Below are 20,847 nucleotides of genomic sequence, written 5' to 3' on the forward strand. Positions count from 1 at the left end.
CGAGCCCGCATCATTATTACATTCCTTAACCGTCATAAAACTGGCCTCCATCGCGAGACGTCTAATTCCATATCGTAAACGTATCGTTCTAAGCGGCACGCATCTCTCGGCAATCGCACAAAGTGACGACAGTTTTTTCGCGACTGCCGCATAGATGACACAGATGATGCCCTTTTGCCTTTACTGTTAGCGCTAACTAAACTAGATCATCAGCAAAACTCCCCTGTCACTGGAGCCCGACATGAGCCTCAACGCCACCGTTTCCCGTGTCACCAAGCGGATCGAGGATCGATCCGCCGATCACCGCGCCGCCTATATGGAGAAGATGCGCCGCGCGGCCGAAGAAGGCCCGCGCCGCGCGCATCTGACCTGCGGCAATCAGGCCCACGCTTTCGCCGCCGCCCTGTCCGATCAGGACACACTGGCGGCAGGTCGCGTGCCGAATATCGGGATTGTCACCGCGTTCAACGACATGCTGTCCGCACATCAACCGTTCGAGACCTATCCCGCGATTATCAAGGATGCGGCCCGCGCTGCCGGAGGGACTGCTCAGGTCGCGGGCGGTGTCCCCGCAATGTGCGATGGCGTCACGCAGGGCCAGGTGGGCATGGAACTGTCGCTGTTTTCGCGCGACGTGATCGCGCTGGCGACCGGCGTCGCGCTGTCTCATAACGTGTTCGACTCGGCGGTCTATCTGGGTGTGTGCGACAAGATCGTTCCCGGACTGGTGATCGCTGCGGCGACCTTCGGTTATATTCCGGGCATCTTCCTCCCGGCGGGTCCGATGCCCTCTGGCCTGCCCAATGACGAGAAAGCCAAGGTGCGCCAGAAATTCGCCACCGGCGAGGTCGGGCGTGACGCGCTGATGAAGGCCGAGATGGAAAGCTACCACTCGCCCGGCACCTGCACCTTCTACGGCACTGCCAACTCCAACCAGATGCTGATGGAATTCATGGGGCTACACCTGCCCGGCGCGTCCTTCGTCAATCCGGGCACGCCGCTGCGGGATGCCCTGACCGTCGCGGGCGCAGAACGTGCGCTGGAGATCACGGCACTTGGCAATGACTACCGTCCGGTGTGCGACGTGCTGGACGAAAAAGCCTTTGTGAACGGCATTGTCGGCTTGATGGCCACCGGCGGGTCGACCAACCTTGTGCTGCATCTGCCTGCCATGGCGCGCGCCGCTGGCGTGCACCTGGCGCTGGAGGATTTCGACGAGCTGTCCTCTGTTACGCCGCTGATGGCCAAGGTCTACCCCAATGGTCTGGCCGACGTGAACCATTTCCATGCGGCTGGCGGGCTTGGCTACATGATTGGCGAGCTGCTGGAGGCGGGGCTGCTGCATCCCGATACCAAAACCGTCGCGGGCGATGGCTTGTCGCTCTATGCTCAGGAACCCAAGCTGAAGGATGGCCGCGTCACCTGGGAACCTGGTCCGCGCGAAAGCCAGAACGAGCGCATCCTGCGCCCGGTCACCGACCCGTTCCAACCGTCAGGTGGTCTTGCACAGATGTATGGCAACCTCGGCCACGGCATGATGAAGGTCTCGGCCGTCGCGGAAGAGCGCCGGGTGATCGAGGCCCCTGCCCGCGTTTTCCACGATCAGGACAGCGTCAAGGCCGCCTTCAAGGCCGGAGAAATCACCACCGATACGATTGTCGTGGTACGCTTTCAGGGACCACAGGCCAATGGCATGCCCGAACTGCACGGCCTGACGCCGACGCTTGCCGTGCTTCAGGATCGGGGTCTGAAAGTGGCGCTGGTTACCGACGGTCGCATGTCCGGCGCCTCCGGCAAGGTGCCGTCGGCCATCCATATCAGCCCCGAAGCCGCCGCAGGCGGTCCGCTGGCAAAAGTGCGCGACGGCGACATCATTCGCGTCGATGCGACCAATGGAAAAATCGAGTGTCTGGCACCCGATTTCGACGACCGCGAGGTTGTGACCGTAGATCTGACCGGCAACGGCCATGGCGTCGGGCGGGAATTGTTCGAGGTTTTCCGGCGCAATGCGGGCATCGCCGCCACCGGTGCCGGGGTGGTTGTGTGAACCTCTTGCCGTCGCAGCAGATTTGACACGCCTGAAGGCAGGCGCTAACGCTGCCTTCAAATTCTCAATCCCGCAAGACATGACGCTTTCGTCGGTTTCCAGCATCGCGCGCTCCTTGCGGTAAACGCTATTCCAATTGCCTCCAACAGCAACAGGTTTGAATCATGATCACTCCTCAAGACGCCAGCAAACGCACCCAAGAAGTTTGCCGCCTTGCCCCTGTCATTCCGGTTCTGGTCATCGAAGATGCCAAGATCGCCCGTCCTTTGGCAGAAGCCTTGGTGGCAGGCGGCCTGCCCGCGCTGGAGGTCACCTTGCGCACCCCCGCCGCGCTTGATGCGATCCGCGAGATGGCGAAGGTCGACGGTGCGCATGTCGGTGTCGGCACCCTGCTGACGCCCGAAGATGTCACGGCTGCGATTGAGGCAGGCGCGCGGTTCGGCGTCTCGCCCGGTGCGACCGACCGTATTCTCGACGCCGCCGAAGCGGCCGATCTGCCCACCCTGCCCGGTGCGGCCACCGCCTCTGAAGCGATGCGCCTGCTGGAGCGCGGCTATACGGTGCAGAAATTCTTTCCGGCCGAGGCCAATGGCGGTGTCCCGGCGCTGAAAGCCATCGGTTCGCCTATCCCGCAGGTCAAATTCTGCCCCACCGGCGGCGTGTCACTGAAAAACGCGCCGGACTATCTGGGCCTGTCCAACACGCTCTGTGTAGGCGGCAGCTGGGTTGCCCCGAAGAACCTGATTGACGCAGGCGATTGGGCTGGGATCGAGGCACTGGCACGCGAGGCCGCGGCACTGGCGCGTTAAGGACAATTTGCCGAATACTTGACCAAAATTAGCGCTTCTTGTTAAAACCCATACAGTTATTCAGTCTGATCGCAGTGTATTTTGCGATCATCAGAGGTGTTGTATGGTATTGAGTGCAAAAGATTTTCGCGCGGATTGCGCGAACTGTGTCGGGCTATGCTGTGTCGCGTTCGTCTTCGATTCATCTGACGATTTCGCAATCGACAAGCCCGCAGATGTGCCCTGCCCCAATCTGCGCGATGACTATCTATGCAGCATCCACGATTCCCTTGAAAAGGAAGGGTTCGGAGGATGTGCGCGCTATGATTGTCTGGGCGCAGGGCAGCTTGTGACACAAGAGCTGTTCGAAGGGCGCGGCTGGCGCGAAAACCCGGCCCAGTTCGCCCCGATGATGCAGACTTTCCGTAACGCCCGCGAGGTACAATCGCTGCGGGCCATGCTGGTCTCGGCAGGTCGGTTCCCACTTTCCAAGGCGGAGAACGAAAAGCGCCTTGGCCTTTTGGCGGAATGTGAGCCAGGCGGCGATTGGAGCAGAGCCTGGATCGACGGCATCCTCGCAGGGACGGTTCCGAGACGCGTCAAGAACTTTCTGACCTCCCTCAGGCACCATATCGAGCGCGGCCGCCGCCCCTTACGATGATTGACGCCGCCCGCGCCATCCCCCCCGGCGCCGTGCCGTGGTCTTCTCTGCCAAGCCTTCGGTCAAAACCTGCGTCATGGGATGATCCGCGCGGCCCGACGCGTAGCGGTCAAGCAACAGTCCGATATTCGAAGACGTGTCCGCGTCCACCGGCAGGGCCAAAGCCCAATCCAAGAGGATGGACCGGCATTCTTCCAGGCTGATGCCGTCAATCCGGTATGATTCCTGTATCAGACCCTTGGGGTCAATCGCGTCACCCTTCATCGTCACGCCTTTCCTTTTCGTCAACCATTGGCAGCGCCTCGTCTATGATCCTCGCGGCGGCCCCCGTCAACGTGTCCAGCTTGTCGCGCAGACCCGCGATGGTGTCCGCCTCTGTCAGCCGCATCAGAAATGTGCCGGCGCCAGCGCCAAGATCGTCCACATCCAGCGGTGCCTCCGACAACAGCCGCGAAGCCAGTTGCAGCGACCAGCACAGCGCGTAGGCTTCGCGCAGTGTCACGACATCCTTCGCAGTCAACCACCCGCTATTCGCAGCACCGCTCAGCCCTTCGCGGACACGGCGCTGGCCCTTGCCGGCAAGCAATGCGCCGGCCTGGGACACCAGTTCGATATCCTGAAGCCGCCCGACCCCGATCTTGGCATCCCAATCGCTGACCTTTGATTTGGCTGACGCAATCCGAACGCGCATCTTTGCCAGTTCGGTCAGCACCACCTCTTGCGAGGGCGGGGTTGAAAGCACCTCACGCCGCAATGCTTCGACATCCTGACACAGCGCACTTGGCCCGGCCAAGGGACGCGCACGGGTCAGGGCCAAATGCTCCCAGATCCAGGCATCTTCCCTCTGGTAGGCCTTGAAACTGTCCAGACTGGTCGCCACTGGCCCCTGTTTGCCGGACGGGCGAAGCCGCATATCCATTTCGTATAGCCGCCCCTCGGCGGTCGAGGCGGTCACGGCGGTGATCAGCGCCTGTGTCAGCCGTGCATAATAGCTGCGGGCATTCAGCGGGCGCCGCCCGTCAGAGTTTTCAACCCCGTCGGCATCGTAAATCACGATGACATCCAGATCCGAGGTCGCATGCAGCCGCGCCGCCCCGATCGACCCCATGCCCAGAACCATCGCTCCTCGCCCCGGCGGATCGCCATGTTTGGCGGCGAATTGCGCCACCACGTCAGGGTAGAGCCCCGACAGCGACGCTTCGGCCAGATCGGCATATTGCAGCGCGGCCTCTTCGGCATCGCTGAGCCCGCGCAGAAGATGGACGCCGATGCGAAAATGCCATTCCTTGCCCCAGCGACGGGTGGCATCGAGCTTGCGCTCATAATCGTCTTCGCGGGCCAGATGGTCGCGCAATTCGCGAACCAAAGCCGCCTTGCCAGGCCAGACGGAAAAGAAATCGCCGCCGATCACCGCATCGAAAACGCCCGAATTGCGTGACAGGTGCCGCGCCAGCGCGGGGGCGGTCCCGACAATATCCACCAGAAGATCAATAAGCTGCGGGTTGGCATCGAACAGGGAAAATAGCTGCACCCCGGCGGGCAAGCCCTTGAGAAAGCCATCAAACGCGGCCAGTGCTTCGTCGGGGCGACCGGACTTGGCCAGCCGGGCCATGATCTCGGGGCGCAGGCGTTTGAAGATGGACATGGCGCGCCCCGACCGCAAGGCAGGATAGCGCGGCCAGGCAGAGGTGATCTCGGCTTCATTCTCGAACTGGGCTTGGTAACTTTCGCCCCGGTCGCTGTCAGGCGCGAAGAACCCTTCCGTCAACTCGTGGACCTCGGCCAGCCTGTCCGTCAACTCGCGGCGCATCGTCGTCTCGTCCATCCCCATGAAGGCCGCAAGCCGGGACATTCCTTCGGCCGAGTTTGGCAGCAGATGGGTCTGGGCATCCTGGATCATCTGCACCCGGTGCTCGACTTCCCGGTGGCTTCGGTAATGCGCGGCCAGCTTGTCCGAAGTATCGCGCGGCAGCCACCCCTTGTCGGCCAGCACCGACAGTCCCGGCACTGTGCCCCGCACCCGCAAATCCGGATCACGTCCGCCTGCGATGATCTGGCGGGTCTGGGTAAAGAACTCGATCTCGCGGATGCCGCCGCGACCGAGTTTCATATTGTGATCCTCCAGCCGGATCGCCCTGCCCAGCCCTTTGTGTTCGCGGATCCGCAGCCGCATGTCATGCGCATCCTGAATCGCCGCGAAATCCAGATGTTTGCGCCACACAAAAGGCGTCAGAAGCTCCAGAAACTTCTTGCCCGCCGCAATATCACCCGCGCAGGGCCGCGCCTTGATATAGGCGGCACGCTCCCACGTCCGACCAAGGCTTTCATAATAGCGTTCCGCGGCCTCCATCGCGATGCAGACAGGTGTGACCGAAGGGTCGGGACGCAGCCGCAAATCGGTGCGAAAGACATAGCCGTCGCCCGTCAGATCGTTCAGCATCGCCGCCATTTTACGCGTCGCCCGCACCAGACTGGCGCGGGCATCGTAGAAATCATCCGGAGCAAAGCGGGTTTCATCGAACAGGCAGATCAGGTCTATATCGGACGAATAGTTCAGCTCGCCCGCGCCCATCTTGCCCATTGCCAGCACCGTCATACCGCCTGCGGTGGCAATATCGTCCTCGCCCTGCCCCGGCAGTTTTCCACGCCGGATTTCCGCGCCCACGGTCGCGCGCAGCGCCGTGGCGCAGGCGGTATCAGCCAGATCAGTCAACGTGCCCGTGACGGTCTCCAGCGGCCAGACGCCGCCAAGATCGGCCAGCGCCGTCAGCAGGGCGATGCGGCGCTTGGCTCGGCGCAGCTCTACCGGCAGCACGTCGGGTGCCAGATCGTTCAGCCGGGCAATCTCGGTCGTGGCGGCCCCCTCGGCATCATTCAGCGCGCCTTGCAGCCAGTCGGGTTCTTTCCCGATCAAACTCGCCAGATAGGGTGAACAGGCCGCGGTGCCTTCGATCAGCCGGGCAATATCGCCCTCTGCCCACGGCGTCGATGCAAGAGCATCCGCACCGCGGTCAGGCTCGAACGGTATTGGACAGCGGGTGATACGATTGGCAAAGCTCATGGTGGGCAAGATGCGCCGCGCATCGAGAGAGGTCAATCCGCCTTGCTGCCATGAACGGGCTGGGTCAGATTGCATCCAATCAAGCTATGACCGGAGGGATTATGTCCAAATCATTGAAACGCGTGCGCGCCGCGCTGGAAGCCGCTGGCATCGCTCCGGACATCCGGGAGATGGGCCAGACCCGCACCGCACAGGAAGCCGCAGATGCCGCTGGGTGCGCATTGGACCAGATCGTCAAATCCATCATCTTTCGCGGCCATGATAGCGGTCAGGCGCTGCTGTTTCTGACGGCTGGCGGCAATCGCGTGGACGCAAATAAAGCAAGCACGGTCGCGGGCGAAGTGCTCGACAAGGCGGATGCGGCGCTGATCCGGGCGCAAACGGGCTTTGCGATCGGTGGGGTCGCGCCGGTAGGTCACCTGAACCCGATCCGATCCTGGATGGACCCGCGCCTGATGCAGTTCGATCAGGTCTGGGCAGCAGCCGGCACACCGCGCCACATTTTCCCAATCGACCCGACGGTGATTATCCGCCTGACAGGGGCTGAAACCGCACAGTTCACCCAGATATAGGCAGATATTCTGATGTATTTCAGGCTGAAAAACCGCTTACTATTTCAGTTTTTTCACCATTTTTTATTTTTATAACAGATCGTTGCATAGAAAATGTAAATCTCATTCACATAAACCCTTGCAAAGCCGCGGAGCAATGCCAATCTAGATAATGTGAAAGCACTTCACATTGACACGCAAACGGAGAGACACATGAACACCGCCGCCGCTTATGAACCCTATGCCAGCACCGGTCGGAGCTGGTTGTCGCGCAGCGAAGCGTGGCTCGACAGCAAAGGCAAGGGTGCCTGGATTGCCGTCATGGTACTCGGCTTTATCTTTTTCTGGCCTGTCGGCCTCGCCTTTCTTGCCTATATGATCTGGAGCAAACGAATGTTCGGAAAATCCTGTCGCAATTCCCGCAGCACCGTGCTGAGCCAAGGCTTCAAGGCCTCGCGCACCACCGGTAACGCCGTCTTTGACGCCTATAAGGCAGATACGCTGCGCCGTCTGGAAGAGGAACAGGAGCAGTTTGAAAGCTTCCTGGAACGTCTGCGCGAAGCCAAGGACAAGGCCGAGTTCGACCAGTTCATGGAAGACCGCTCGCGCCGCGTCGCGGAAACCCAAAAGACCGAGGACGAAAACGCCTGATCTCCTCCCAGGTGCGAAATGTCCCTCTGGCATGGCCAGCCCGGCCATGCCGATCCGATCTGAAAACCGATACCAGAGGCTCTGATCACAGATGACGATGACCCAAACCCGATACATACTGCCCGATCCGGCGATGCAGCCGGAATTTTACGCCGGCATCCCGACGAAACGGCTATTTGCGTGGGTTGTCGACACCGCCGTGATCGTCACGTTGATGGTGCCTGCCGTGATGCTGACCGCCTTCACCGGATTGTTCTTCCTGCCTTTCCTCTACCTCGTGGTTGGCTTCGCCTACCGGGTTGCAACGCTGTCCGGCGGCTCTGCCACATGGGGCATGCGGATGATGTCGATGGAATTGCGCGACCAGCAAGGTGCCCGGTTCGACTTTGGTCAAGCGTTTCTGCACACGCTGGGCTACAGCCTGTCCTGGGCCTTTGCGCCTGCACAACTGGTATCCATGGTCTTGATGCTGACCACGGACCGCGCGCAGGGTTTGACCGACATCTTCATGGGCTCGGTCGCGATCAATCGTCGGGCGCTTTGACCCTGTGCCACAGCTTCCTGCGCTAGGGGGTTGGCGGCCGAAACGACTGTTGTTAGTCTTTATGACGATCTTACGAAGTTGCACACATGCGCCACTCTCTTCCTCTCGCCCCGCAATTCTATGTGACGGCTCCTCAACCCTGCCCCTATCTTGAGGGGCGGATGGAACGAAAGCTGTTCACTGCCCTTCAGGGCGAGACGGCCGAGACGCTGAACAACGCCCTGTCGAAGCAGGGCTTTCGGCGATCGCAGAATGTGCTGTACCGGCCATCCTGTGCCGATTGCGCGGCCTGCCTTTCGGCACGGATCGACGTCGCCTCATTCCGTCCGTCGAAAAGCCAACGCCGGGCGATGAAACGCAATGCTGATCTCAAACGCCGGGCAACCTCGCCCTGGGCCACGGAGCAACAATATGAGCTGTTCAGATCCTATCTGGACGAGCGTCACGCCGATGGCGGCATGGCCGATATGGATGTGTTCGAATTCGCCGCAATGATCGAGGAAACACCGATCCGGTCGCGGGTCATAGAATACGCCGATGAAGAGGACACGCTGACCGCCGTATGCTTGACGGACGTTCTGGATGACGGGGTCAGCATGGTATATTCCTTCTATCGTCCCGACCAGGCCTGGCGCAGCTTTGGCACATTCATGATCCTCGATCATATCGAAATCGCGCGCGAGGCCGGGTTGCCCTATGTCTACCTTGGCTACTGGGTGCCGGGCAGCGCCAAGATGGGCTACAAGGCCCGGTTTTCCGGGTTGGAAGTGTTTCGCGGAAACCGCTGGCAGCAGGTTCCCGATCCCGCGGGGGTCGAAGCCGACAGCCACCCCCTTTCAACCGATCCGATTGCCGAGCAGGTTGCCAATATCACCCTGCCCGGCGTGCGCCCCGCCAAAGGCTGATCACACCGACAGGACATGACGAAGATGGCCGCCGCAATTCCGGACATCCCATTTTTGCTTCAGTCAGAACAGTGTCGGCACGATAACTGCGCCGAAATGTAACGCGGATTTACGCAGTTTTCTGCCTCTCGGATAGCCATAGGTCTAGCCCTCCGTGCAACGCGCCCCGGGCTTGACCCGGGGCCTCTTTTTCCGGCAAAGGCCCGGACCATCCTGAAGACCGGCGGCACCTCAAACCTGTCCAATATGTTCTGGCGTCGGGTCATTATCGACAGCGACACCGCCCACCCGGTTTGCCGCCCTCGCGCCGCGACGTCCCAGCCTACGCGTCGGACCAACCGTTGTATCCTGCGCGGTCTGCGCCTCGGTCTCGGCATCCAGTTCCGCGCCCAGCAGGATGATGAAGGCAGAGACCCACATCCACATCAACAAAACGATAACGCCAGACAAGGCCCCGAAGGTTTCGTTGTAACCGGCAAAATTGCGGGCGTAGAAGGAAAATCCCAAAGTGCCTGCGACCCACAACACGCAACTCAACAGGACACCCGGCGTGATCCAGCGCCACCGCGCCGGCGTCCGGCTTGGCCCCCAGCGAAAAAGAAGCGCTATGCCAAGCCCCGCAGCGATCATAAGAAGCGGCCATCGCAAAATTTGTGCCAACCAGTCCGCGACCGCTCCAAGCGAAAGATAGCTGAGCGCCACCGGCAACGCGACGACCGCCGCCACCGCCATCAGAAAGCCGAAAATCAATCCCAAGGTCAGAACCACACGCATGAAATATATCCGCACGATCGAACGTTTTTCAGCCTCGCCAAAAGCCACGTTCAATCCCTGCATCAGCGCCTGAACCGCGAGTGACGCGGAATAGACGGCAAGCGCAAAACCGATCCAAGCGGCAAAGGTCAGCCCGGAAGAGCTTGCTCCCGCCACCTCGGCGGCCTGATCTATCATGATATTGGCCGCATTTTCCGGCAGGCCCTCGGTGATTTCACCAAGCTGCTGAACAACGATATCCGGCTGCGAGACCAGCCCGGCAATCGCCATGATGGCTGTGATAGCGGGAAACAGTGCAAGCAGCCCATAAAAGGCACATCCGGCAGCGATCAGCCCCAGATGATCTTCATTCATGCCCTTGTAGACACGTTTGAGTATTTCCCACCAGCCTCGCAAGGGGATTTGCGTCGGGGTTTGTGCGTCGTGACCTCTGTCCATGTCTTGAAATTCTCCATTGGCGAATAAACGCCCCGCCGGTCCTTTGGTTCCCACCTCGATAGGATATCTCCGCGCATGTTGGAAATAAAGTTGCGAAACAAGCGCCCGTGACGACATTTTATCCGCGCAGCCGGTTGACGATCCTTTGCTGCAAATGCATAAGGTTTCAGCACACAGAAAAAAGGTCCGCAAGGATGGAATCGCTAGTCGTAATTGTAGATGAAAGGCGCATGGGCCGGTAACGGCAACCTTGTTGGTTCCCCATGCGCCCCCGGTTGACCCTCGGGGGCTTTTTTGTGCGTAAAGAAAACGAAGTGATCTCGTTGCAAAACGGAGCAAGGCAATGACACGTGAGATGACCGGAGCGAAAATGGTGGTTCAGGCCCTGATCGACCAGGGTGTGGATACAGTATTCGGATATCCCGGTGGCGCCGTGCTACCGATTTACGACGAGGTGTTCCAACAAAATGCCATTCGTCATATTCTGGTGCGCCATGAACAAGGAGCGGTCCATGCGGCCGAAGGCTATGCCCGATCCACCGGCAAACCCGGTGTTGTTCTTGTGACCTCTGGCCCCGGTGCCACCAATGCAGTCACCGGGCTGACAGATGCGCTGATGGATTCGATCCCGATCATCGTTCTGACGGGCCAGGTGCCCACCTTCATGATCGGCTCGGACGCCTTTCAGGAGGCCGACACCGTTGGCATTACCCGCCCCTGCACCAAGCATAACTGGCTGGTGAAGGATACCGCCGACCTTTCTGCAAAGATCCACGAGGCGTTTCACGTCGCGACATCCGGCCGGCCCGGCCCGGTTCTGGTCGACATCCCCAAGGATGTCCAATTTGCCAGCGCGACCTATATCCCGCCCTCCAAGACGCCCGTTGGCCACTATCAGCCGCAGGTCAAAGGCGACATGGAAACGATCACGGAACTGGTCGCCGCGTTGGAAACGGCCCAGCGTCCGATCTTCTATACCGGCGGCGGGGTCATCAATTCCGGCCCCGGTGCCAGCCAGCTTTTGCGAGAGTTGGTGGACGCGACCGGATTTCCGATCACCTCCACCCTGATGGGTCTGGGTGCCTATCCTGCTTCGGGCAAGGGATGGTTGGGGATGTTGGGGATGCACGGGCTCTACGAGGCCAATCTCGCGATGCATGGCTGCGACCTGATGATCAATGTCGGCGCGCGGTTTGACGACCGTATCACCGGCAGGCTTGACGCGTTCAGCCCGAAATCCCGCAAGGCGCATATCGACATCGACCCCTCCTCGATCAACAAGGTCATCCATGTCGACATGCCGATTGTCGGCGATATCGGCCATGTTCTTGAGGATGTTCTGAAGGTCTGGAAAGCCCGTGGCCGCAAGGTCAATTCGGAAGGCGTTGCCAAATGGTGGCGTCAGATCGAGACGTGGAAAGAGGTCAACTGCCTCAAATTCGCGTCGGACGAGAAAAGCATCAAGCCGCAACATGCCCTGTCCCGGCTGGAAGCACTGACCAAGGATCGTGACCGCTATATCTGCACCGAAGTTGGCCAGCACCAGATGTGGGCTGCGCAATACCTCAATTTCGAGGACCCCAATCGCTGGATGACGTCTGGCGGACTGGGCACAATGGGCTACGGCTTTCCCGCCTCCATCGGCGTGCAGATCGCACATCCGGACGCTCTGGTGATCAATGTCGCCGGAGAAGCGTCCTGGTTGATGAATATGCAGGAAATGGGCACGGCGGTGCAATATCGCTTGCCGGTCAAGCAGTTCATCCTCAACAATGAGCGCCTTGGCATGGTGCGCCAGTGGCAGGAACTGCTGCATGGCGAACGCTATTCGCAAAGCTGGTCAGAGGCCCTGCCCGATTTCGTGAAGCTCGCCGAAGCGTTTGGCGCAAAAGGCATCATCTGCAAGGATCCGGCCGATCTTGACGACGCAATCATGGAAATGCTGGACCATGACGGCCCGGTCATCTTTGACTGCCTTGTCGAGAAGCACGAGAACTGCTTCCCGATGATCCCCTCGGGCGAGCCGCATAACAAGATGCTTCTGGGTGAGGTCTCACTCAAGGACGCCATCGGAACCAAGGGTGCCGTGCTGGTCTGATCCAGCATCGATTTAGTTTTCGGGAAAACCATTCCAGGGCTTGTTGCAAAAAGCCTTGGAAGCGGTCCCCGCCGGAAAGGAAGCTCAGATGTCCGCGCTACATATCAAGAAGGGTTCGAACAAGCATTCGGCCTATAACCTGCGTCCCAACTTTTCGGATGTTACCGAAAAACACACGCTTGCCATTCTGGTCGATAACGAAGCGGGCGTGCTGGCCCGCGTCATCGGCTTGTTTTCGGGGCGGGGCTATAACATCGAAAGCCTGACCGTGGCAGAGGTGGATCATACCGGCCATCTCAGCCGGATTACCATCGTGACCACCGGCACGCCGCAGGTGATTGAACAGATCAAGGCACAGCTTGGCCGGATCGTTCCGGTGCACAAGGTGCATGACCTCACCGTCGAAGGACCGTTTGTCGAACGGGAACTGGCGCTTCTCAAAGTCGAGGGCAGTGGCGAAAAGCGCGTCGAGGCGCTCCGCCTTGCAGACATTTTCCGTGCGCATGTCGTCGACAGCACGTTGGAAAGCTTTGTGTTTCAGCTGACAGGCGCACCCGACAAGATCGATGCTTTCGCGGATCTCATGCGCCCCTTGGGTCTACAGGAAATTGCAAGAACGGGCGTCGCTGCCCTGTCGCGGGGCCTGTAGGTCAGGCCATCGCCACAGTGCCACGGAAGGTGTCGATCGACACAACGTTCGACGCCTTCGCCACAAATCTGTCCATGTTGCGCTGCCGAGTTCTGGGTGCCACCGGCGCGGACAGCTTGCTTGCCAGATCAGGATATTCCTGCTCCACCACCAGTTGCGGATTACGCGCCAGACGCAGATGCGCATCCTGACGCATATCGAACTGTATCAAATCCCCCGCATCAAGTGACACACCGTCCAAGGCACTTTGGTCGGCACCGACATAATACGCCAGATCGCCGTGATCCTCGCACCAGATCACCGCCTTGCGATCCTTCGCGTCACTCCACAAAACAACTCCAAACATGCTTTTACAGCTCATTTTTACTATACCTTCGAACTTTTCTTAAGTTTCGAACAATTCGATGCGGCTGCACATGATTTTACAAGCGTCGTGGTCTTGCTTTTTGTGTCGTTTGGCTTCAGAGTTGGTGCCATATAGCAACAGATGTGATGCTGTATGACGTCAATCATTACTGTATAAATGATTAGTTTAGAACTATTGGTTAAATTACGATCTATCAAATCAACCCGAGGGTGAATAGCCGATGGCGAGGCCTAAGAGAAATGGACATCCAGCACCAAGTCCGTCCGATTTACGCAACATGCTGGGTGCCAACCTGCGTCAGCTGACCAAAGAAGCCGCGTCGATCTCAGGTCTATGCAGGGATCTGGGGATCAACCGGACGCAATTCAACAGATACCTCACCGGCGAAAGCTTTCCACGCCCGGACGTCCTGCACAGGATTTGCAGCTTCTTCAGGGTTGATGCGCGCATCCTTCTGGAACCCGTCTCTCAGATCAGCACGGTGAAGCACGACCTTTTGAACCATCCCGAGATCGCGGATTTTGTCGGCGCGGGCAGCACGAAGGTTGACGAAGCCATGTTTCCGCCGGGTTTCTATCGGTTCACCCGGCGCAGCTTCACGGATGACGAGATGTTCGTGCAAGGCTTGGTCTATGTCTACCGCGAGGACGATTACACGTTTATCCGTGGCTACGAAGCAAAAGAGGCAATGCGCCAGCAGGGTCTCAGCACCGACGCGCGAACGCGGGAATTCCGCGGTTTCATGGTGCCCCAGGAAGGCGGCGTCGCGTCACTGATCAGCCGCCGCAACTCGCTTACCTTTTCGTTCAACTTCCTCGCGCGCGAACCCTCGTTCGAGAATAATTTCTGGATCGGTTACGCAACAAGAACAGTGCGCGAATCAATGTCCGGCCGCCGCGTTGCGCGTCAGGTCTATGAACATCTTGGTCAGAATCTGCGGGATGTATTGAAAGCGGCGCGAGGCTCGGGCTTCGTGCGCGCCGAAGATCTGCTGACCTATCACCGCACCCATCTGCGTGTGAACGATCCGTTCAGGTAGCGTCGGGGGCGCGGGGCGCGCCACGATGCAATCGGCGTCATGCAGACACTAATGCGCCCGTCCCTCCCTCAGCCGCTATTCCGCGCTCGACCGTCAGCCGATACAGATGCCAGGTGGCATGCCCCAACAATGGCAGCACCAAGAACAGACCCAGAAACCCCGGTAACATCGCGACAAAGGTCAGTGCCGCGATAAACCCGCCCCAGCACAGCATCGGCACCGGGTTCTGGGCGACCACCTGAAAGCTCGTAATCATCGCCGTCACAAAATCAACTTCCCGGTCCAGCAACAATGGCAACGCCATCACCGTGATCATGTAAAGCAACAGGGCAAAGCCCGCCCCAACCAATGTCCCGACGGTCAGCATCGCAAGCCCGCGAGTCGTCACAAACACCTCAACCGAGCTTGAGACATTGGTCATCGTGCTCAGCCCCAGAAACAGCGCAAAGATCATATGCGCAAGAAAGAACCAGAACAGGAAAACCATCACGATGATGGCGCAGATCGACGGCAATTGACGGCGTGACTGCCGCAAGATGACGCTGACGATCTGCATCCAGTCCAGCGGTTGTCCCTGCTCCAAACGGCGACTGACGTCATAAAATGCGACGGCCGCGAAAGGGCCAAGCAATGGAAAGGCGATCGTTGCCAGCACGAGCCAAAACGTGGTTCCGGTTGTCCAGGTGATCCAGGCCATTGTCAAACCGCCCAACACATAGACCCCCGCGAAGACCAGCGCAAAGCCCGGCGCCCGAAGCATATCGGAAAAGCCGCGCCTCAGCGCCTCTCTCAACATGGAAAACTCGATCGGACCAAAGGGCGGCAAGCCCAATTGTGGCGTCTCTGGCATAAGGCCATCCCCCAATAGGTGCGCGCGCTGTTTCCAGATCTATTGGAGCGTCAAATCACGCAAGGATCAAGAGGCATCGGCTGTGTCCCAACCACGATTGTCGCATCCGCGCGCCCTGCGCTTCTTCTTGGTCCAAATACTCAACTGCATGACGTCGGTCGCGCAGACAGCCCTTGCAATTTATTCGCCCTGCGCCTCTGACCGGCTCTTGCCCGATACCTTCTGCGCAAGCGTCGCCGCCATGAACTGATCCAGATCCCCGTCCAGCACACCCTTGGTGTCCGAGGTTTCGACCTGCGTGCGCAGATCTTTCACCATCTGGTAGGGGTGCAACACATATGACCGGATCTGATTGCCCCATCCGGCATCGCCCTTGGCCTCATGCGCCTCGTTTATGGCGGCGTTCCGGCGGTCCAGTTCCATCTGGTAAAGCCGTGATTTCAGCGCCTTCATCGCGATATCGCGGTTCTGATGCTGGGATTTTTCCGAACTCGTCACCACAATGCCCGTGGGGGTATGGGTGATCCGCACCGCGGAATCGGTGGTGTTGACATGCTGTCCGCCTGCGCCGGACGATCTGTAGGTATCGACGCGAATGTCAGCCGGGTTGACCTCGATATCAATATTGTCATCGACCACCGGATAGACCCAGACCGAACAGAATGAAGTATGCCGTTTGGCCGCGGAGTCAAATGGCGAGATCCGCACCAGCCGGTGCACACCCGACTCCGACTTCAACCAACCATAAGCGTTGGGACCGGAAATCTTGTAGGACGCGGATTTGATCCCCGCTTCGTCGCCAGAAGATTCCGATTGCAATTCGACCTTGTAGCCATGCTTTTCGGCCCAGCGGACAAACATCCGCGCCAGCATCGCGGCCCAGTCGCAGGATTCCGTGCCACCTGCCCCTGCGTTGATCTCCAGAAACGTGTCGTTGCCGTCGGCCTCGCCGTCCAGCAGTGCCTCCAGCTCTTTCTGGGCGGCCCGCTTTTCAAGATTGCGCAGGGCGTCCTCGGCGTCAGAGATGACCTCCTGATCGTCTTCCATCTCGCCCAGTTCGATCATCTCTATATTGTCGCGCATATCCTGCTGGATGGCGTTGTGGGTGTCAAAGGCATCGACCAGCATCTGACGGTCACGCATCAGCTTTTGTGCGGCATCGGGATCATTCCACAGGTCCGGGTCTTCAACGCGCGCGTTGAATTCTTCCAACCGGTGCGGCGCGGTTTCCCAATTCATTCGCTGCCGCAAAAGCTCGAGCGATTTCTCGATCTTCTCGACGGTATTCTGAACGTCTGCGCGCATGAGGGACCCTTGCCTGTCTGTGTCAGATCTGCGTGATAGCAAGCGTTGCGAGGCGGGACAAGACGGGCCGCACATCCGCCCGCCGGTTCAGCGCCTCAAGCGCCGCGGGCAAACGGGACCGCCCGTCGCCCGCAACATCTTGTCTCTTAATACAGCCCGCCTGAGCTCATCGAGCCGAAGGTCGCCTTGGGGCCGACAATCGCCTTCTTGCCGGTCGAGGTGGTAACCTCACGCGACGTGCTGCCGCCAGTCGGGCTGATCAGGTCAAAGTTTGATCCCATCGCAAAGCCGCCGTCGAACTGGATGCCGAAGATCGGCTCTTCGCCTTGGCGGAAACATTCTGAAACCACATTCACGCCGCGTGCGCTATCCGACAGGCGCGCACCGGTCGTGCGGTCGATATTGATGAACTGACACGCATTGGGAACCTTGAACGCGGTGCCGCCGTATTTTTCCACGGCCTTTGTCATGAACCGCTGGAATACCGGGCCGCAAAAGCCGCCGCCCGACGCCCCGCGCCCCAGGCTGCGCGGCTGGTCATATCCGATATAGCAGCCCGCGACGATGTTGGAGGTAAAGCCGATGAACCAAACGTCCTTTGCGTCATTGGTCGTCCCGGTCTTGCCCGCCGTGGGAACGGATAGATTGACCACCCTGGAGGCCGTCCCGCGCTCCACCACGCCTTCCATCATCGAGGTCAGCTGATAGGCCGTCACGGCATTCATGACCCGTTCGCGGTTGGAGGTGATGCGCGGGCTGCGATTTGCAGCAATGGAGGGATCGGCGCAATCCTCGCAGACGCGCTGGTCATGCCGGTAAAGCGTCTCGCCATAGCGATCCTGCACCCGGTCCACCAGCGTGGGTTCGACCCGCTCTCCGCCATTGGCGAACATCGCATAGGCCGCGACCATCTGGAACAACGTCGTTTCCTGACTACCCAGAGCATTGGCCAAGACATGTTGCAGATGATCGTATACGCCAAACCGCTCGGCATAGCTTGCGACCACGTTCATGCCGACCTCTTGCGCCAGACGAACGGTCATCAGGTTCCGCGAGCGTTCGATGCCGGTGCGCAGGGGTGTGGGGCCATAAAACTGGTTCGACGCATTCTTGGGCCGCCAGACCCCCTGAGGCGTGTTAATCTCAATCGGCGCATCCACGATGATCGTGGCCGGCGTATAACCGGAATCCAGCGCCGAGGCATAGACGAAGGGTTTGAAGCTCGACCCCGGTTGACGCTTGGCCTGTGTGGCGCGGTTGAACACCGAATGCTGGTAGCTGAAGCCCCCCTGCATCGCCAGAACGCGGCCTGTATTCACGTCCATCGCCATGAACCCGCCCTGCACCTGCGGCACCTGTCGCAGCGTCCAGCGGATGAAGGCACCAGAGCCGTCCTCGACCATGCGGCGCACATGCACCACATCGCCGACTTCAAAATTGTCAAAGAAGTTGCCCTTGATCCAGGAGATGTCCTTGCGCGGCACGACAAAAGGTTCTTCCGCCGTTTCCGTGACACCTTCGATGCCAAGGCGCAGTTGCTGGTCTTCGATGCCCAGAACCACCGCCGGATGCCAGACCGCTTCCAGATCAATGTCGCGCGCGACCCGCACATCGGCAAGCGCGGCACGCCATGCCTCTTCGCTGTTCAGCTTGTCGGCTGCAATCGTCTTGCCTGATCCGCGCCAGCGCCCAAGCCCCCGGTCATACTGTTCCAGCTGCCGCCGCAGCGCCTCGGCGGCTTCGACCTGCATTTCCGGGTCAAGCGTGGCGCGAATGGTCAGGCCACCGGAAAAGAACTCGCCCTCGCCGAAATCATCCTGCAACTGGCGGCGAATCTCGTCGGTGAAGTAATCGCGGGGCGGCAGTTGCGCCTGAAAGCTCTCGAAATCGCCATTCTGGACAGAGCGCAGCGGTTGCGCGACTTCCTGCTTGTAGACGGCTTGCGTCAGATAGCCGTTCTCATACATCTCTTTCAGGACAAAATCGCGGCGCTGGGTCAGACGCTCCTTGCGGCGCACCGGGTGATAATCCGACGGTGCCTTGGGCAATGAGGCCAGAAACGCGGCTTCATGCGGGGCAAGGTCGCTGAGCGGCTTGTTGAAATATGTCTGGCTGGCAGCGGCCACGCCGTAGGAGTTTTGCCCGAGGTAGATCTCGTTCATATAGAGTTCGAGGATCTCTTCCTTGGTCAGTGTCGCCTCAAGCCGGGTCGCAAGGATGATTTCCTTGATCTTGCGCTCCAGCTGGCGGTCGCCGGACAGAAGGAAGTTCTTCATCACCTGCTGGGTGATGGTCGAGGCACCGCGCACGTCGCGGCCACGGCTGCGCACCGCATCATAGGCAGCCGAGGCGATGCCGCGCAGGTCATAGCCCTGATGTTCATAAAAATTCTTGTCCTCGGCGGAGATGAACGCCTGCTTGACCAGGTCCGGAATCTCTTCGGCGGGGGCAAACAGGCGACGTTCCTTGGCAAATTCGTCGATGATACGGCCTTCGGTTGAATAGATCCGGCTGATCGTCGGCGGGCGGTATTGCGCGAGGGATTCGTGGCTGGGCAAATCGCGGCCGTAAATCCAGAAAATCGCACCAAGGCTCAGCGCGACAATCATCGCGCCCAGCGTCAGAACGCTGAAAATACCGCCAAAAAAGGATAGGATGAACCTGAGCACGCGAGCGGCCCCCTGTCTGATTGTTGTGACTTTCTATACATAGCCCTGCAAAGGGTCAAAACACATCCACCTGAAGATGCGCGCGTTTCCCCCAAAACGCGGCTGGCGTCAGCGTCGGCGCAGCTGTGACGTTGCGGCATCTTCTGCCGCCCAGGCGCTCAGCCCGTCGCGGATCCCTGCCGCCATGTTGGCCCGCCACATCGGATCGCGAAGTTTTCGCAACTCTCCCGAGGTGGACAGGAACGCCACCTCGATCAGGACAGAGGGGATATCGGCGGCCTTCAGTACCGAAAACCCGGCCTGCCGCTGCGGGTGTTTGTACACCTCGCCCACTGCGTTGCGGATGCCTGTCACCAAATGGCCCGACAGCGCCCGCGAACGCGGCGCATTGTCCAGCCGTGCAAGATCTATCAGGACATTGGTCAACCGATCATCCGCATCTGTCAGGTCCAGCCCCGACAGAAGGTTGTCGCGGTCGTGGCGCTGTGCCAGCGCGGCACTGGCGGCATCCGAGGCTGTTTCGGCCAGCGTATAGACCGACGCACCCCGCGCCACCCCCTCTTCCAGCGCGTCGGCATGCAGCGAGATAAACACATCTGCCCCGACGTCATGCGCGATGTCCACGCGGGCCTCGAGCGAGATGAAAACATCCGAATCGCGCGTCAGGATCACCTCGAATCCACCCGCACGCTGAAGCGTTTCCCTCACTTCGCGCGCAAGCGTCAGCATCAATCGCGCCTCGGTCGTTCCATCCGCTTCTGCCCCTGGATCAAGCCCGCCATGGCCGGGATCAAGCACAACCCGCAGCAACCGGGCATCGCTGCGATCTTGCAATTGTTGCACCTCTGCGAAGGCTGGCAAATTCCGGTTCGGGTCTTGCACATCGTCTGCCCGCGCATCGAAATCCGTCTGATCGGCATTGTCCAGGCGGACATGCAGCCGCGCCGCGCCGGTGCCTGCGTCGATTGTCATGGCCGATTGCGCCACGATCATCGGCCGCGCCATCCGGGCCGTCAGACGCGACCAGCCCGGCCGCGATGGCCCGAAATGAAGGCTTGAGAACCTGCCGGAATCCAACAATGCGTCGGGATCTACGCCTGCCAAATCGACATCTTCGAGATCAATTACCATCCGGTTTGGCTGGCTCTGCGTGTAGACCCGGTACGGCACGCCCTTGCTGAGCGTCAGGTCAACATTGGCCCCGCCAAATAGCCGATTCTGTATCACGCTGTTACGCGGATCCAGCCGGACAGGCGCCGTCAGATCCTGAGCAAACCCAACCTGTGCCAGCACCCCCAGAAACAACGCGGCGGTCCATGTTCTCAAACTGCTCATCCGTCTCTTCCCGTGCGGTTGAAACACACCCATACGCCCGACAGGCCTGGTTTTCCTACCACACAGGCGCGAGATGAATTGCCGCAGATCCCCCACCACGGAAGCGAGGTTTTCT

The 20,847-nt window shown here is 59.7% G+C and carries 18 protein-coding genes; 10 read left to right on the plus strand and 8 right to left on the minus strand.

The genetic code is table 11. From position 1 onward, the window contains the following. Positions 1–241 precede the first annotated feature (241 nt). The 3 genes from edd (at position 242) to DMZ65_RS01600 (ending at position 3,496) form a co-directional block, all read left to right on the plus strand. A complete protein-coding gene (edd, locus tag DMZ65_RS01590) occupies positions 242–2,047 on the plus strand; it encodes a phosphogluconate dehydratase (RefSeq protein ID WP_116597142.1) in 1,806 nt (601 codons plus the stop codon). A gap of 167 nt (positions 2,048–2,214) precedes the next feature. Continuing rightward, a complete protein-coding gene (gene eda / locus DMZ65_RS01595) occupies positions 2,215–2,856 on the plus strand; it encodes a bifunctional 4-hydroxy-2-oxoglutarate aldolase/2-dehydro-3-deoxy-phosphogluconate aldolase (RefSeq protein ID WP_116597561.1) in 642 nt (213 codons plus the stop codon). Between the two features lie 103 nt (positions 2,857–2,959). Then, the gene (locus DMZ65_RS01600) at positions 2,960–3,496 is read left to right on the plus strand and encodes a hypothetical protein (RefSeq protein ID WP_116597143.1); all 537 of its coding nucleotides are present in this window, start codon (positions 2,960–2,962) and stop codon (positions 3,494–3,496) included. Here the strand turns inward: DMZ65_RS01600 and DMZ65_RS01605 are convergent. Then, complete coding sequence (locus tag DMZ65_RS01605) at positions 3,488–3,760, minus strand: hypothetical protein (RefSeq protein ID WP_116597144.1); 273 nt, start codon at positions 3,758–3,760, stop codon at positions 3,488–3,490. The genes DMZ65_RS01600 and DMZ65_RS01605 overlap by 9 nt on opposite strands. Continuing rightward, a complete protein-coding gene (gene glnE / locus DMZ65_RS01610) occupies positions 3,750–6,557 on the minus strand; it encodes a bifunctional [glutamate--ammonia ligase]-adenylyl-L-tyrosine phosphorylase/[glutamate--ammonia-ligase] adenylyltransferase (protein WP_116597145.1) in 2,808 nt (935 codons plus the stop codon). Before glnE ends, DMZ65_RS01605 begins: the two co-directional genes overlap by 11 nt. Positions 6,558–6,658: 101 nt before the next feature. On the opposite strand from glnE, the gene DMZ65_RS01615 reads away from it, so the two are divergent. From DMZ65_RS01615 to DMZ65_RS01630, 4 genes are all read left to right on the plus strand, one after another. Further along, the gene (locus DMZ65_RS01615) at positions 6,659–7,129 is read left to right on the plus strand and encodes a YbaK/EbsC family protein (RefSeq protein ID WP_116597562.1); all 471 of its coding nucleotides are present in this window, start codon (positions 6,659–6,661) and stop codon (positions 7,127–7,129) included. A gap of 192 nt (positions 7,130–7,321) precedes the next feature. Continuing rightward, positions 7,322–7,759, plus strand: coding sequence for a DUF2852 domain-containing protein (locus DMZ65_RS01620; protein ID WP_116597146.1), 438 nt, complete (start codon positions 7,322–7,324; stop codon positions 7,757–7,759). Between the two features lie 97 nt (positions 7,760–7,856). Then, entirely contained in the window at positions 7,857–8,303 is a 447-nt protein-coding gene (locus DMZ65_RS01625) for an RDD family protein (protein WP_116597563.1), read from the plus strand. Between the two features lie 86 nt (positions 8,304–8,389). Next, positions 8,390–9,208 carry an arginyltransferase gene (locus DMZ65_RS01630; protein ID WP_116597147.1) on the plus strand — a complete coding sequence of 273 codons (819 nt, stop codon included), beginning with the start codon at positions 8,390–8,392 and terminating at the stop codon, positions 9,206–9,208. A 231-nt stretch (positions 9,209–9,439) separates the two neighbouring features. Here DMZ65_RS01630 and DMZ65_RS01635 read toward each other — a convergent pair whose 3' ends face one another. Continuing rightward, positions 9,440–10,420 (minus strand): YihY/virulence factor BrkB family protein, encoded by a 981-nt coding sequence (locus tag DMZ65_RS01635; RefSeq protein ID WP_116597148.1) that lies wholly within the window; start codon positions 10,418–10,420, stop codon positions 9,440–9,442. A gap of 343 nt (positions 10,421–10,763) precedes the next feature. Between DMZ65_RS01635 and DMZ65_RS01640 the strand changes: the two genes are divergently transcribed. Next, positions 10,764–12,518 (plus strand): acetolactate synthase 3 large subunit, encoded by a 1,755-nt coding sequence (locus DMZ65_RS01640; RefSeq protein WP_116597149.1) that lies wholly within the window; start codon positions 10,764–10,766, stop codon positions 12,516–12,518. Between the two features lie 88 nt (positions 12,519–12,606). Next, entirely contained in the window at positions 12,607–13,167 is a 561-nt protein-coding gene (gene ilvN / locus DMZ65_RS01645) for an acetolactate synthase small subunit (protein WP_084350271.1), read from the plus strand. Position 13,168: 1 nt separating this feature from the next. Here the strand turns inward: ilvN and DMZ65_RS01650 are convergent, their stop codons facing one another. Beyond that, the gene (locus tag DMZ65_RS01650; RefSeq protein WP_116597150.1) at positions 13,169–13,513 is read right to left on the minus strand and encodes a hypothetical protein; all 345 of its coding nucleotides are present in this window, start codon (positions 13,511–13,513) and stop codon (positions 13,169–13,171) included. Positions 13,514–13,811: 298 nt separating this feature from the next. Between DMZ65_RS01650 and DMZ65_RS01655 the strand changes: the two genes are divergently transcribed. Further along, a complete protein-coding gene (locus DMZ65_RS01655; protein WP_116597151.1) occupies positions 13,812–14,573 on the plus strand; it encodes a helix-turn-helix domain-containing protein in 762 nt (253 codons plus the stop codon). A gap of 37 nt (positions 14,574–14,610) precedes the next feature. On the opposite strand, the gene DMZ65_RS01660 is transcribed toward DMZ65_RS01655, so the two are convergent. The 4 genes from DMZ65_RS01660 to DMZ65_RS01675 all read right to left on the minus strand — a co-directional run bounded on the left by DMZ65_RS01660 (position 14,611) and on the right by DMZ65_RS01675 (position 20,732). After that, positions 14,611–15,423 carry a DUF2189 domain-containing protein gene (locus DMZ65_RS01660; protein ID WP_116597152.1) on the minus strand — a complete coding sequence of 271 codons (813 nt, stop codon included), beginning with the start codon at positions 15,421–15,423 and terminating at the stop codon, positions 14,611–14,613. 180 nt (positions 15,424–15,603) lie between these two features. After that, positions 15,604–16,728 (minus strand): peptide chain release factor 2, encoded by a 1,125-nt coding sequence (gene prfB, locus DMZ65_RS01665; RefSeq protein WP_116597153.1) that lies wholly within the window; start codon positions 16,726–16,728, stop codon positions 15,604–15,606. A 146-nt stretch (positions 16,729–16,874) separates the two neighbouring features. After that, on the minus strand, positions 16,875–19,397 hold the full coding sequence (locus DMZ65_RS01670) for a penicillin-binding protein 1A (RefSeq protein WP_116597154.1): 2,523 nt from the start codon (positions 19,395–19,397) through the stop codon (positions 16,875–16,877). Positions 19,398–19,505: 108 nt separating this feature from the next. Then, entirely contained in the window at positions 19,506–20,732 is a 1,227-nt protein-coding gene (locus tag DMZ65_RS01675; protein WP_116597155.1) for an N-acetylmuramoyl-L-alanine amidase, read from the minus strand. Between the last annotated feature and the right edge of the window lie 115 nt (positions 20,733–20,847).

Origin of the sequence: Primorskyibacter marinus (assembly GCF_003313245.1) — a bacterium.
GTDB lineage: Bacteria > Pseudomonadota > Alphaproteobacteria > Rhodobacterales > Rhodobacteraceae > Primorskyibacter > Primorskyibacter marinus.

What these genes read in the sequence shown, in the direction of transcription:
- DMZ65_RS01655 (WP_116597151.1), top strand. Translation starts at nt 13,812, where the DNA reads ATGCTGGGTGCCAACCTGCGTCAGCTGACCAAAGAAGCCGCGTCGATC.
- prfB (WP_116597153.1), bottom strand. Translation starts at nt 16,728, where the DNA reads ATGCGCGCAGACGTTCAGAATACCGTCGAGAAGATCGAGAAATCGCTC.
- DMZ65_RS01650 (WP_116597150.1), bottom strand. Translation starts at nt 13,513, where the DNA reads ATGTTTGGAGTTGTTTTGTGGAGTGACGCGAAGGATCGCAAGGCGGTG.
- DMZ65_RS01635 (WP_116597148.1), bottom strand. Translation starts at nt 10,420, where the DNA reads ATGGACAGAGGTCACGACGCACAAACCCCGACGCAAATCCCCTTGCGA.
- ilvN (WP_084350271.1), top strand. Translation starts at nt 12,607, where the DNA reads ATGTCCGCGCTACATATCAAGAAGGGTTCGAACAAGCATTCGGCCTAT.
- DMZ65_RS01600 (WP_116597143.1), top strand. Translation starts at nt 2,960, where the DNA reads ATGGTATTGAGTGCAAAAGATTTTCGCGCGGATTGCGCGAACTGTGTC.
- DMZ65_RS01620 (WP_116597146.1), top strand. Translation starts at nt 7,322, where the DNA reads ATGAACACCGCCGCCGCTTATGAACCCTATGCCAGCACCGGTCGGAGC.
- DMZ65_RS01675 (WP_116597155.1), bottom strand. Translation starts at nt 20,732, where the DNA reads ATGAGCAGTTTGAGAACATGGACCGCCGCGTTGTTTCTGGGGGTGCTG.
- DMZ65_RS01630 (WP_116597147.1), top strand. Translation starts at nt 8,390, where the DNA reads ATGCGCCACTCTCTTCCTCTCGCCCCGCAATTCTATGTGACGGCTCCT.
- DMZ65_RS01660 (WP_116597152.1), bottom strand. Translation starts at nt 15,423, where the DNA reads ATGCCAGAGACGCCACAATTGGGCTTGCCGCCCTTTGGTCCGATCGAG.
- edd (WP_116597142.1), top strand. Translation starts at nt 242, where the DNA reads ATGAGCCTCAACGCCACCGTTTCCCGTGTCACCAAGCGGATCGAGGAT.
- DMZ65_RS01605 (WP_116597144.1), bottom strand. Translation starts at nt 3,760, where the DNA reads ATGAAGGGTGACGCGATTGACCCCAAGGGTCTGATACAGGAATCATAC.
- DMZ65_RS01640 (WP_116597149.1), top strand. Translation starts at nt 10,764, where the DNA reads ATGACACGTGAGATGACCGGAGCGAAAATGGTGGTTCAGGCCCTGATC.
- DMZ65_RS01625 (WP_116597563.1), top strand. Translation starts at nt 7,857, where the DNA reads ATGACCCAAACCCGATACATACTGCCCGATCCGGCGATGCAGCCGGAA.
- DMZ65_RS01615 (WP_116597562.1), top strand. Translation starts at nt 6,659, where the DNA reads ATGTCCAAATCATTGAAACGCGTGCGCGCCGCGCTGGAAGCCGCTGGC.
- glnE (WP_116597145.1), bottom strand. Translation starts at nt 6,557, where the DNA reads ATGAGCTTTGCCAATCGTATCACCCGCTGTCCAATACCGTTCGAGCCT.